Source organism: Agarivorans albus (assembly GCF_019670105.1).
Classification (GTDB): Bacteria; Pseudomonadota; Gammaproteobacteria; order Enterobacterales; family Celerinatantimonadaceae; genus Agarivorans; species Agarivorans albus.
In genome coordinates this window covers 1606091-1618897 of the sequence record NZ_AP023032.1, presented here as the reverse complement: position 1 = coordinate 1618897, position 12807 = coordinate 1606091, and the positions used below count along the sequence as shown (strand labels likewise).

The following is a 12807-nucleotide window of genomic DNA, read 5'->3' as shown; positions in this document are numbered from 1 at the left end:
GTGATTGCGGCCTGTAATAGCAAGGATTAGCGCTTGAAATGCTGTGCTTTGCTAGGCCGCCGCAATAGCCACAACGGTAAGCCCAAAATCAATAGCCACCAACTGGCGCCACCACCGCTTGACGAGGGAGTATCCGCAATACTGCAATTTAAGCTGCTATTGCCAGCAATACTGGCTGTATCGGTGATCCAAGTACAAACTGTGCCTATATCGGCATACACGCCTGCACTGCCTTGGCAAGATAGATTCCCCCAACTCACCAAACCTAATAAACGATGTTGCTCTTGCTCTTCAATAAAAACCGGACCACCGCTATCACCAGAACAGGCGTCTTGGTTAGTACCATAGGCGCAAAACATTTGATCGGTAATTGAAGAAGCCGACCACTCATCTTCGCAACGGCTCTCGCTTATCAAACTCAGGTTACCTTGCTGTAACACGTCTGGATAAATTGGATTCAAAGGGTCAGTATTGGTTCGCCCAAAGCCAATCACCTGCATAAAGCCACCAATATTGAGCGCATCGGTCACCTTATTGGCATTAAGAATCACCGGCGTTACGCTTTGCGCTTCTGTTAATCGTAATAGGCTAACATCATAATCAAAAGCAGGACCAGAATCGGAAGGATTAACATAGCTTGGGTGCTGATAAACCTCGCTTACTTGCAAGGCATCGGGATGAGCACTATTGGCAAACTGATAATTGCCCAACAACACTTTGACCTCTGAAGCTGCAATCGTTCGATTTAGCCGGCTGGAGTCATAAGTACAATGAGCGGCTGTTAACACCCAGCGTTCGCCAATTAACACTCCACCACAGCGTGATGAGCCAAGAAACACTTGAGCCATCCACGGATAATTAGCTGGCGCATCATTACCACCAACAATAAATGGGACAATATCGGATTCAGCTTTAAGCGAAGTACTTACACCCAACAAAAAGGACAAAACCACTAGCCACACTTTTGTAATCTTCATTTGCTTATTCTTCGTTGTTTTCACGAATTGTGACGTGTTCAGGATCACCCAAAAAATGCGGTTCAGCTTGCAATACATGTAAATCAATCAAGGCCTTAGTCCTCGCTAATACCTCTCGTAATCTAACCCGCCAGTGAAAAGCTTGCGGTGCATCGTCTACCACATAACCATAAGCTTCAATGCCATATTGATTAGCGATGTATAAAGCCCGTTCCACATGAAATTGCTGCGACACAATAATTATAGCCTGTTGGCCAAACACTTCTTTAGCTCTCACAATAGAATCGAAAGTACGAAACCCTGCATAATCCAAAGCAATATGCTCACGTGGCACGTTCAAACGTAGTACGTCGTTTAACATGGTTATAGGTTCATTATAATAGCGGGTAGCATTGTCGCCACTTAAGATTAGCGCTTGAACCTTATTGGTGTGGTATAGCTTAGCTGCAGCTTCAACTCGAAAGGTATAATAAGTATTTAGTCGCTTACCTACATACTTACTTGTGCCCAATACTAAAGCAACAGGCTGAGGCGGCAGTTGTTGCATATCGCGAAACCACTGCCCGGAAACTTGGCGAGAAATGTATCGGTCTACAGCCACTAGGCAAGCCAGCACCACGATAACCATCAGCAACACCACGCCAAGGAATCGTTTCACTGCATGTACTCCGACCATAATCTACAATTAAAGCCATGCTAGCATAGCCAAACTTGGCAACCCAGTGACTAGGAAGGTTTTTGTTAGAAAAAAGTTTTATCAACAATACCTTGGCAAGTTTCAAAGGCTTCGTAAAGAAGCGTAAAAATAGTTTACATAAACAGATAATTTGCTAACTTAAGCCACAATTAAAGTAATGGTATTTAACATATGAATTTAACAAATAGCCCGCAGCGCTTTGGACTTCTCAGTAAACTCATTCACTGGTTAATGGCACTACTTATTTTAAGCTTAATTGCCATTGCACTGTATATGGATACCTTGCCTAGAGGGCCAGAGAAGTTTGAACTATATGACCTTCATAAAGGTTTAGGCTTAATTGCCATAGCAGCCATAGCACTACGAATTGTTTGGCATCGCGTAAGCAAAGTACCCGCTCCTATCGGTGAAGGAATCAAGCTTAAGATGGCCCACCTAGGCCACATCGCTTTATATTTGCTGATGTTAGCAATGCCTATTTCTGGCTTGATTATGTCGTTGTCTGGCGGCCATGATGTGAAGTTTTTTGGCTTGTTTACGATAGCGGGTTTTGCAGAAAAAAATGAATCGCTTAACGAGATTGGTTCAGCTATTCACCACTACGGCGGCCAGCTTCTCTATGTGGTGCTTGCAGTGCATGTACTCGCAGCTTTATATCACCACTTCATTCTAAAAGACGACACGCTAAAACGAATGACCTCTAAATAGAAAACACCTTTATTAGCGACTCGCAGTTAAGCTAAACAACTTGCTGCGAGCGTCAACTAATACCAATCACACTAAGTAAGTGCCACTCGCTTGCTCGCTTTAACATAAAACACTCGCCAGCCCGCCCATGTAGGCAGCTCCCAACGTTTAGGCCCCGCCTTACGACCGCCAGAAGCATAATGAACAATCACTTGTTTTGAGCCTGCTTTATACTCAACATCCAGTTTTAAGTCTGCCAATACTAACTGTCTTGGGTAGCGTTGCTCAAAGTCTTCGCGTTGCCATTGGGGGATCCCTTCAAATACAAAATCGCTAGCTTCGATTAAACTAAAGTCTTCGGCATTTTCTACGCCTAATAAAGCCAATTGAGAACTCAACCACTCTAGAGAATCTACTTTGTCACCTGCTCCACCACCGTGTTTCTCACCAAGGCTTACCCATAAGTTCCAAGCCGCAATATCTTGAATACAATCTAGTTGGCTAAAACCAGGCTGTTGATTGGCGAGTATCCGCTTAGCCAGCGCTTGGCGATAGACTTCAGCGCTCAAGGCCACTTTCTCACTGCCTATCACCCTGCCGGCATACACTCGTTGCATGAGCTGAGAGCCATCAGCAGCAACACTGGTTTTGCTTTGTAGCTCGCCAACGCGGTGTTTTGCTAACAGCTCTATACTCACCGGTGCTAAGCACAAACCAATGTTATTTAACTGCTTTACTCCTCGCCCGGGTAAACTGTAGAGGTCAAACACCACTGCAGCCAATTGAGCATCATCAAATAAGCTTTCTCTGCCAACTTGCAACTCTGCAACTCCATTTCCCATCGCATTAGTGCGCTTTTCTCGCCTCACATATACCAGTTCTTTAGCCCCGACTATCAAGGCTTCTAGCAGTTTTTCGCGGCTATAGTTTTTTGCATAAGCAAGATCATCTAGAGCCATTACTGAACGCAATTGCTCTGCTAACTCATGCGCTTGACTTAAAGCGTCTTGGTTTACTGTTAGTTCATCTGGCCAAGTTTTTCCGCGTAGCAGATCTAGTGTAATGCTCATATCACAATGCAAAGGTTGCCACTGGCTCAACACTTTTAAAGCATGTTCCGATTTTGGCTTTTGATAAAGGCTACGATTAATACTTAAGGCCGCTGCCAAGTCGAGCATAGCCTCACGCTCCGGCCCCTTGGGGACAAGGTTAACCAAGTGCGAAAAATAACTGTCAATCGGTAAGTTTAATAGGCGTTGGCCATGCTCACTTAAACAGTTTTCGGTGCGCAAAGCCTGCATTCGATTGAGCCGTTCACTAGCAATGCTTAATGACTTTTCAGGCAACGCTTCAAGAAATTGAAGCTTTGCTAAAGCGTGATGACAGCTTGCCGCAAATAGCATCGGCTCTAACAACTCTTCACGCTGCAATTGTGGCGGCGTTACACTTTCTAGCGGCGCAAACTCCCCCCATAAACGGTAACAATGGCCAGCACATACTCGCCCTGCTCGGCCACGTCGCTGCTCGGCACTGGCGCGCGACACCCGCTCTAAACTCAATACCGTTCTGCCCGCGCGTTGCTTAGTGCGCCGCTCTAGGCCAGAATCAATCACACTGGTAATTCTTGGAATGGTTAAACTGGTTTCGGCAACGTTTGTTGCAAGAATAATTCGCCTTATCCGCTGTTCGCTGCTGTTGTCTAGTATGGTTTTACGTTCTTGCGCGCTAATACTTGCGTGCAGTGGCAATACCTCTGCTTCAAGCCCACTCAAACTAGCTTGGCAGGCTTGAATCTCAGCTCTGCCCGGCAAGAACACCAATATATCGCCCTCATCCTTTAGCAAAGCCTTCTCAACTGCCTGCTTAACTGATTCGGTAACTCGTCGGCTATCTGGTAGATGATGAGACTCTCGCGCTTCATAACTCACACTAACTGGGAACTCTCGCCCGGTAGTTTTGAGCACCTTCGCAGCCAAATATTCACTCAACTTATTGCCTTGCAAGGTAGCAGAAGTTACCACCACTTTAAGCGGTAAAGACTTGGCTAAAGCTAACAACAAATCAGAATCCCAACGGCGCTCATGAAATTCATCAATAATCAGCACCGCATAATCAGCAAGTTTATTTTCAGCTAACCAACGCAGGGCGATCCCGGGAGTGACAAAAGCAATATCAGTATTTTCATTAACGCTTGAGTGGAAGCGAATTGAATAACCCACCTTATGTGGCGAGCCGCTTAAACTCAACTGCTCAGCGACATAAGTGGATAAAGCCTCACAAGCTATCCGCCGTGGTTGCACCACCAACACTTTACCTAAGTTAGCCGCCCACAGCGGCAAACGGGTGGACTTGCCTGAGCCGGTGGCGGCTTCAACCACCATGTGTGACCTTGCTAACTGGTGAACAAATGTGGATTTAATTGAATCAATCGGCAGTTCAGCTACGAGGGACATATTGACTATTAGTGAGGAAAGTTGCTGCGATCATAGTTTTTTATTGTTGTTCAGCAAAGCTAAATTCTATTCATTTCACACAATAAGATAGTATGACAAAGGCCTTCATAGACAAGTGACAAGTGACAAGTGACAAGTGACAAATAACTTTATAAGATACAAGAAACAATTAAGTCATTGAAAAAAATGATTAAAATCTAACAAGGAAAGTTATGTCATCTCATCATAAAGTCGTAATCAGTAGTTTACTGATTATAGCCACCTTAGGCCTAAGTGCTTGTAATAGCTCAACTGAAAAACTATCCAAGGAACGAGTTAGCACCAATGTACACGACAGTTATATACATACTGGAAGAGCTCTTAACGAGGCTAACTCTCAGTTTTACCTAATTGATACAGTTATAGCGGCACTACACAAAAAAATAGAAGACCCAAGCCTCACTCATATCGAGTGCCTTTCCTCTCAGCACACAACTGTAGACAGCCCTAGAATTGAGCTTTCACTAGTAGGTGATAAGTTTAGCGCCAGTTTTCAGCAGTGCACCTTATATGAAGGTTTAGATTCGTTTTATCGAATCACGGGCGATATTGACCTAAAACTAGACAACGTTAGTTTAAATGGTTTCATATTAGATTTTTCGGGTCAATTAGATCTAAAAGATTTAGCATACAGTCGCCGTGATTCGGAAATAGCTAAAAGTTTGACAAACTATAGCGTTGAATTAAGGCAATACAGCAACGATAACTATAACTCTTCGACTGAAGTCATCTTTACTACCCCGCTTATTCTAGATGCTAAACTCTATGACATTTTATCCACAACAATTACATTTGAAGAATTAACTATAATACGACAACTCGACTATCGACTTGGTCAGCATGCCATCAGCTATGATGGGCTTCTAAAATCAGGCGGCTACAACAGCATAAATCAAGCGTCTATTAGCACTATTACACCTATTACGACGGTACGTAATAGAGTAACGGCAGGCGAAATAGAGTTTATCGACAACTTAAACTCTGTACTTAATATAAAGTTGGAAGAAACCACTGAATACGCGATTGAAGACTACGAAGCCAATTATATAATAAGCGCCGAAGTCGAAAACTATGGTGCATATACTCATGATTTTTCACGAGCTAATTATGTGTTTCCGATAAATAGAGAACATAGGTTAAGCTTTACGGCTCGAAATCACCGATTAAATAAGCAGCATCATGATTATAACTATTACGAGACTCCCGTTGGGCTTGAAGCTGCTTTTTGTATGCAAAGTCTCTCGACACAAATACTAATTAACGCCCCCCAAAAAACGGCTAGAATAGCTATTATGCCTATTCCTGTTAGCCCCCAACAACTAAACCTTGAAATTGTAGGTTCAGACGGTTCTATAGTTAATCCTAGCCTTTACAGCGTTAGCCTAGCCGATATTTGGCTAAATGTGGAGTTTCAAGAAGGCGCGCTTAGTGACCAAACTTACTACGCCACTATCAACGATGTTTTTGGTCATGAGATATGCGCTTCTTACCCGATTGCTGCAGAATATTTTATGTTCTGAGAATTAGAAGCATATCTTTACTAAACCAAATGACCTTTTAAGCAAAATACCTACTGCTTAGGTTTGCAAATTAAATAGGCATTAGCATAAGCTAATGCCTTATTTGCTCACGTTGATTAACGGACCTAACATGAATTTTTCTAAACTTGGCAGCAGTAACTTATCAGTTTCGCGAGTGTGCTTAGGCAGTATGACCTGGGGCCTACAAAATAATCAGCAAGACGCTAATCAACAGATTGATTACGCCCTAAGCCAAGGGGTTAATTTTATCGATACAGCGGAAATGTATGCCGTTCCACCTTCCCCAGATACCTACGGCAAAACCGAAGCCATTATTGGCAATTGGCTTGCGGCCAACAAGCAGAAACGTAACGATGTAATTATTGCGACTAAAATTGCCGGTGCAGGCTTGCCTTGGGTGCGTAATGGCGGCCCTATCAATGGTGAAGAAGTGGTAGCTGCAGTAGATGCCTCATTAAAGCGTTTACAAACCGACTATATTGATTTGTACCAACTGCACTGGCCTAATCGCTCCACTCCACACTTTGGTAAACACTGGCCGAACCATATTCAACCAACCGCAATAGATGCAGCCGACCATCAAGCGCAGATGCTAGATATCCTGCAAGGTTTGCAGCGCTGTGTAGAAGCCGGAAAAATTCGTCACTGCGGTTTATCTGATGATACCCCTTGGGGTATTAATACCTACCTAAAGCTGAGTGAACAACATAACTTGCCGCGTATGGTGTCAATTCAAAACGAGTTTAGCTTGTTGCACGCTAAAGATTGGCCTTATTTAATTGAGAATTGTGTGCAAGAGGATATTGCCTATTTGCCTTGGTCTCCGCTAGCAGGGGGGATGCTTAGTGGTAAATATGCCAACGGCGCTCGCCCAGAAGGCAGCCGCTGGACCTTTATGCAACGCAACGGAATTTTCCGCGATACTGAACTTGCTCACCAAGCGGTTGCAGCCTATGCCGACTTAGCAGCCCATTATGGCTATACGCCTGCGCAATTGGCCTTAGCTTGGTGTGACCAAGTAGACGGAGTGAGCTCTACCATTATTGGTGCCACCAGCATGCAGCAGCTAGAAGAAGACATTGCCGCATTTGCTATGCCTTTAAGTGAGAAGGCAATGGCCGACATTGGTGAAGTATTTAAACGCTACCCAGCACCTTACTAGGGTTTAAGTCCACCATTTGTCGTGATTAATGGTGGACTACTTTTGTTCTTCAGCTTGCTGATTTTGCTCTGCCAACTTGGCCATGTTTTTAGTCATCCCCCAGAGTAACCAGCCATGCCAAGGCGCAAAAAAGTACCAATATACAAGGCCCCAAAAACCGGCCGGATGCCAATACAAAGCCACTTCCAGTTGGTGTTTATTTTCACTCAAAGGCTCGATACTAATTTGCATACCTCCGCCCCCGGGCGCTTTCATACCAAAGCGCATCACTAAACATTCATCTTCTTCAACACTCAAGATGGTCCAAGAATCGACTCGCTCTCCTACCCGTAGCGTTCGATAATCACTGCGCCCGTGTTCTCTGCCTTTTCCTCCAACAGCAAAATCCATCCATTCGCGCATAGCCCACAGCACATCGAGATAAAAGTAACGATGCTTCCCCCCTAGTAGATTTATTACTCGCCAGATATTTGCTGCAGAGGCATTCACCGTGACGGTTTTTTTTGCCGCTTTGGCATAAAAGCCATGCAATGAGGAAAAGTTTCTGAAGGTGGGCACGCCATCTTGCCAGCGCTTAGGGTAAGTATGTACTTGCTCCTCTTCAAATACCTGCGCAATGGCATCATCAATTGGCATTAATTTTTGGGGAATTAAGCCACGTAATACTTCGGGCTTGGCCTCCAACTGCTCAGCTAATCCAGCAATTAAAGCCTTAGCCAAACTTTGTGGCACAGAGGTTATTAAACCTAAAACGGTGCAAGCAAGCTTAATTGGAAGACCTGGTAGCACCATAATTTTTATCGACTTATTTAAATGCTTAGCAATACGTAACATAAGCTGTCGATAGCTTAACCATTCTGGGCCTGCAGCATCTAATACCATCCCGGCCGTTTCTGGCATATTGGCGAGTTTAACCAAGTAATGGAGCACGTTTTCTAAGGCTATTGGTGGGGCTTTCGTTTCAATGGCTTTGGGTACAAAGGCCAAAGGCATGTGTCCCACCAAGTCGCGCATCACCTCAAAAGCTGCTGAACCCGGTGTAATAATAATGCCAGCGCGCAGCTCGGTAACTGCAACGCCGCTTGATGCCAAAGCTTCACCAGTCGCTATACGTGCAAGCATGTGCTCAGACTTGGGTTTAACCGACACTAAGCTGCCCATGTAAATAATACGCTGGACCTCGGCCGCAGCTGCTGCATCTGCAAGGTTTTTGGCGGCAATCGCCTCTAGCTCACTATGAGCCTGACCATCGCTCATGCCATGCATTAGGTAATACACAAGATCAACGTCTTCCAGTGCATCTGGCAGGCTACTAGGCTCCAGCAAATCTAAGGTAAAGCGCGGACAACTTAACTCTGGCCAAGGCGCTGGTTTATTAGGATCGCGCGAACTAACACTCACATGATGACCAGCACCAACCAAAGCCGGCACCAGCTTTCGGCCAATAGTACCCAATGCTCCAATAACCAGTATTCGCATTAAACACCCCTAATCTACTGTTAATACCAATCGTACTAAGTAACTGTTCATTCTATCTGGTTAAAATACTCGATAACTGCGTTAGAATTTTTGATTGTAGAATAACTACTTATCGAAAAATTCTGCCTTGTTCTCGAGCATTTTTCCTGCGATATTTCTGATCCCTTACTTAGTGTGATTGGTATAAATTTGTTAACTACAGCCTAGCTGAATTTTCTCACAATTTAAGAGAAGTTTTTCTAAGCAGCTAAAATAACAGTATTTTCTAGCTGGATTATGAAAGTTAACTAACAAGGCTTGGAGGCTACAACTTACAAAAGGTTGATGCTTATTGATGCACACCAAAATTATAGCGGATTAACTATTCAGTCTTACTTAACCTGAGCTCTGGCTAAAGAAGTGACGATAACTCAGCAACCCAGTACTTAATCTAGCTTCATGTTTCTAGCGAAATAGTTTTGCTTAGTTCAAGGCGAAGCTGCGCGCCAATAGCTAGCCTATTGCAAGTAGCTTCAACACCGAAATAAGTAAAAGTAGCCGCTAGAAACCGGTTTATTATCTCGAGCTCAGGTTACCTAGCCAAAAGACAACACCGTTTGAGTGGATTGGCGAAACTGACCCGGTGACATGCCCATTACTTGCTTAAACTTGGCACAAAAATAAGCGCTATCGGAAAACTCACAGGCATAAGCTATTTGGGTAATGCTTTGCTTACTGTCGCTGAGCATCGCAACTGCAGTATTAATTTTTCGTTTAAGTAAATAATCTTTATAGTTTTGGGCAAACAAAGACTTAAATACCCGTGAAAAATGGTATCTCGACATACCACAAATATCAGCGGCTTGTTGCAAGCTTAAGTTAAGTGTTTGGTGGTTCTCTAGATGGTGAAGCAAAGGGATAATTTTTGCTAAGCCTTTGTTTTCTTTTAATACGGTAGCATTTTTTTCGGTACTAAATTGGCAACGAGATTGCTGGCCGGCCAAAAACAAAAATAATGTGCGCAATAAGCTATGTGCCAAATTCCGTCCATCATTGTTGTTATCTACGTTCTCTAACCAAGCAAATTGGCTATGTAAGTACCCTGCTTGCTGGTCATTAAGTTGCAACACTAAAGGCTTCTCTAATTGAGAGGCCACATCCAATAAGGCTAACTCGCTATATAAATATCGCTGAAACTGCAGCAGACTAAACTCTCGCTCCTCACCTTGCATCTCCATTTCGTGCATCGCCAATGAAGGAACAAATACCAGTGAATTATCGTTTAACTCTATTGATTGCCCGTCGATCCCCACCTGCCCTTTGATCTTTTTAAACAGCATAACCTCGCATAGCATGTGAAAGTGAGTTGGGATCTCTAAACTAGGTTCATCAATGAAGTGAAAGCGGCGCAAATAGTAGGATTTTCCCTGAGGAAGGTGGATGTTTTCAAAACTGAGAGGATGCGCAGCCATAATAGCAATATTTTTATACTTTAAAGCCTATAACTTACATATAAGCACAATTTAAAGCAATAAATTACCAGTACAAACTTTAGGAGTAACTATGGCTACTATTACTAACCCTATTCTTACTGGTTTTCGTCCCGATCCATCGATTATCCGCGTAGAAGACGATTACTACATTGCTACCTCTACTTTCGAATGGTTTCCGGGCATCATGCTCCACCACTCTAAAGATCTAGTGAACTGGCGAATTATCGGCCATGTACTTAACACCGTTGACCACCTAGATATGCGAGGCATGGATAACTCCGAAGGTGTGTATGCGCCAGCCTTAAGTTATGCCGATGGCAAGTTTTGGTGCTGTTTTTCTAACGTGCATTCTTGTCGTGGCGGCACTTGGATGTCTACTCCCAGCTATGTGGTAAGCGCCGAAGACATTCGCGGCCCATGGAGTAAACCTGTATCTATAGGCAATTATGGCTTCGACCCATCACTGTTTCATGATGACGATGGCAAAAAATACATGGTAAACATGGTGTGGGATGGCCGCAAAAAAACTGACTTTTTTGGTGGCATTGTTCTACAAGAGTTTGATGCCGAGTTAGGTCAGCTAGTTGGCGAAGAAAAAATAGTATTTAACGGTACCAAGCTGGGCTGTACTGAAGGGCCACAAATTCTTAAAAAAGATGGCTGGTATTACCTTATCACTGCAGAAGGCGGTACATCATACGACCACGCAGTCACTGTCTGCCGCGCCAAAAATGTTTGGGGCCCCTATGAGCTGCACCCAGAAAACCCAATTCTAACGTCTCGCCACCAAGATGATGCCGAATTGCAACGTGCGGGGCATGGCTTCTTAGTAGAAACCCAAAATGGCGAATGGTATTTATCGCACCTTTGTGGCCGCCCAATCAGCGACCCAGAAAATCCTAAAGAGACTTCAAAATATGCCCAAGGTCGCTGTACCTTAGGTCGAGAAACCGCCCTGCAAAACGTAGAGTGGCGTGATAACTGGCCATATGTTGTAGGCGGTACAACCCCAAGACTGGAGATCCAAGCGCCAAAACTAGCGGCTCAACCTTGGCCGGTTGAAGCGAGCCGTGATGACTTTGATGGCAACACCTTAGCGGTAAAATACCAATCACTAAAAGACCCATTTGAAGAATCATGGATATCTTTAAGCAAGCGACCGGGTTATCTGCGCCTAGCTGGCCGTGACTACTTATACTCACGCTACAACCAAAGCATGTTGGCGCAGCGAGTTACCGCATTTAACTGCATCAGCGAAACCGCTGTAGAGTTTGATCCCTGCTCACCACGGCAAATGGCAGGTTTGGTAGCTTACTACTCACGTGGCGGACACTACTTTTTAAAAACCTCAGCTAACGATGCTGGCGAACAAATCATTCAAGTTGTGGGCGACATTGATGATAAGTACCAAGAATACACCGACGAAATAATTATTGGCCGCAGTAAACGGGTTTACATGCGCCTAGAGCAACGTACTCAGTGGTATCAATTTAGCTATTCTTTAGACGGTAAAGTTTGGCAAACCATTGGTGAACCTTTAAATGCAACTCACTTATCAGATGAAGGCAGCAACGATGTGTTTCGCTTCACCGGCTCATTTGTCGGTTTATTTGCTTGTGACCTAACAGGTAAGCAAATTGCAGCTGACTTTGATTACTTTGACTATCAAACATTAAGTTAGTCTGAAAATCCCCCAGTTAGATTGCGCTATTTAGAGTACTAGCTAGTGCGATCTAACTCTTAGTTTCAACCATTGAACTAAGTATAAAACGATTATTTTGATTTAAATCAGTATCTTGCTATATAGAGCTTGCCACACTCGCTGCATCATTTTTAACCACTAAGCAGCACAGTATGCAATCTTCAATTCGTTGGTTTCTCGCCCCTTGTTGTATCTGTTTTCTGCTTAGTGCTGCCCACTTCTACCACGCTCACCAGCAAATTTACGTAGCGCTATGTATTATGGGACTGTGTAGTATTTTGATTCGCCACCCAATTTGCTTACGACTAAACCAATGTGCCATGTTGCTACTCACTGCCGAATGGATTAATACCATCGCAGAAATCTACGTTGTTCGCAGCGCCTATGACCAACCTTGGTTACGCATGGCATTGATACTAGGTGCTGTTTCTTTGTTGCACCTCGCCACTGCCTTGTTATTTCAGCATTACAAAATTCGCCGCTACTTTGGTTACCCCAGGCAGTTCTTGTTTCGCTAACAGGATTGGCTTTGATACTAGATATAGAGCGGCAACTAAAGGTTAATCTACTTCTTATTGCCTCTACCGATTGAGCCAAC

General features: G+C 44.0%; 10 protein-coding genes. 5 read left to right on the top strand and 5 right to left on the bottom strand.

Features of this window, described 5'->3' with window-relative positions:
- Positions 1–26 precede the first annotated feature (26 nt).
- Both K5620_RS07450 and K5620_RS07445 read right to left on the bottom strand, forming a co-directional pair.
- A complete protein-coding gene (locus K5620_RS07450; protein ID WP_040307025.1) occupies positions 27–977 on the bottom strand; it encodes a S1 family peptidase in 951 nt (316 codons plus the stop codon).
- A gap of 4 nt (positions 978–981) precedes the next feature.
- Positions 982–1635 (bottom strand): SanA/YdcF family protein, encoded by a 654-nt coding sequence (locus K5620_RS07445; RefSeq protein WP_215426372.1) that lies wholly within the window; start codon positions 1633–1635, stop codon positions 982–984.
- Positions 1636–1845: 210 nt separating this feature from the next.
- Between K5620_RS07445 and K5620_RS07440 the strand changes: the two genes are divergently transcribed.
- Positions 1846–2382: a cytochrome b gene (locus K5620_RS07440; RefSeq protein ID WP_016401251.1), complete on the top strand. Its 537-nt coding sequence runs from the start codon at positions 1846–1848 to the stop codon at positions 2380–2382.
- Between the two features lie 71 nt (positions 2383–2453).
- Here K5620_RS07440 and K5620_RS07435 read toward each other — a convergent pair whose 3' ends face one another.
- Positions 2454–4814, bottom strand: a complete 2361-nt coding sequence (locus K5620_RS07435) for a helicase-related protein (protein WP_221077464.1) — start codon at positions 4812–4814, stop codon at positions 2454–2456.
- A gap of 212 nt (positions 4815–5026) precedes the next feature.
- On the opposite strand from K5620_RS07435, the gene K5620_RS07430 reads away from it, so the two are divergent.
- Positions 5027–6373 carry a hypothetical protein gene (locus tag K5620_RS07430; protein WP_016401254.1) on the top strand — a complete coding sequence of 449 codons (1347 nt, stop codon included), beginning with the start codon at positions 5027–5029 and terminating at the stop codon, positions 6371–6373.
- A 130-nt stretch (positions 6374–6503) separates the two neighbouring features.
- Complete coding sequence (locus K5620_RS07425) at positions 6504–7556, top strand: aldo/keto reductase (RefSeq protein ID WP_040307039.1); 1053 nt, start codon at positions 6504–6506, stop codon at positions 7554–7556.
- 36 nt (positions 7557–7592) lie between these two features.
- Here the strand turns inward: K5620_RS07425 and K5620_RS07420 are convergent, their stop codons facing one another.
- Positions 7593–9035 carry a DUF2867 domain-containing protein gene (locus tag K5620_RS07420; RefSeq protein ID WP_016401256.1) on the bottom strand — a complete coding sequence of 481 codons (1443 nt, stop codon included), beginning with the start codon at positions 9033–9035 and terminating at the stop codon, positions 7593–7595.
- 575 nt (positions 9036–9610) lie between these two features.
- Entirely contained in the window at positions 9611–10486 is an 876-nt protein-coding gene (locus tag K5620_RS07415; RefSeq protein ID WP_051147585.1) for an AraC family transcriptional regulator, read from the bottom strand.
- Positions 10487–10577: 91 nt separating this feature from the next.
- Here K5620_RS07415 and K5620_RS07410 point away from each other — a divergent pair, with 91 nt between their 5' ends.
- On the top strand, positions 10578–12188 hold the full coding sequence (locus K5620_RS07410; RefSeq protein ID WP_016401258.1) for a glycoside hydrolase family 43 protein: 1611 nt from the start codon (positions 10578–10580) through the stop codon (positions 12186–12188).
- Between the two features lie 173 nt (positions 12189–12361).
- Positions 12362–12727, top strand: coding sequence for a hypothetical protein (locus K5620_RS07405; protein WP_016401259.1), 366 nt, complete (start codon positions 12362–12364; stop codon positions 12725–12727).
- Positions 12728–12807 lie beyond the last annotated feature (80 nt).

Excerpts from the sequence above, each read along its gene's own strand:
- K5620_RS07440 (WP_016401251.1), top strand. The coding sequence starts at position 1,846 with ATGAATTTAACAAATAGCCCGCAGCGCTTTGGACTTCTCAGTAAACTC.
- K5620_RS07420 (WP_016401256.1), bottom strand. The coding sequence starts at position 9,035 with ATGCGAATACTGGTTATTGGAGCATTGGGTACTATTGGCCGAAAGCTG.
- K5620_RS07410 (WP_016401258.1), top strand. The coding sequence starts at position 10,578 with ATGGCTACTATTACTAACCCTATTCTTACTGGTTTTCGTCCCGATCCA.
- K5620_RS07430 (WP_016401254.1), top strand. The coding sequence starts at position 5,027 with ATGTCATCTCATCATAAAGTCGTAATCAGTAGTTTACTGATTATAGCC.
- K5620_RS07450 (WP_040307025.1), bottom strand. The coding sequence starts at position 977 with ATGAAGATTACAAAAGTGTGGCTAGTGGTTTTGTCCTTTTTGTTGGGT.
- K5620_RS07435 (WP_221077464.1), bottom strand. The coding sequence starts at position 4,814 with ATGTCCCTCGTAGCTGAACTGCCGATTGATTCAATTAAATCCACATTT.
- K5620_RS07405 (WP_016401259.1), top strand. The coding sequence starts at position 12,362 with ATGCAATCTTCAATTCGTTGGTTTCTCGCCCCTTGTTGTATCTGTTTT.
- K5620_RS07415 (WP_051147585.1), bottom strand. The coding sequence starts at position 10,486 with ATGGCTGCGCATCCTCTCAGTTTTGAAAACATCCACCTTCCTCAGGGA.
- K5620_RS07425 (WP_040307039.1), top strand. The coding sequence starts at position 6,504 with ATGAATTTTTCTAAACTTGGCAGCAGTAACTTATCAGTTTCGCGAGTG.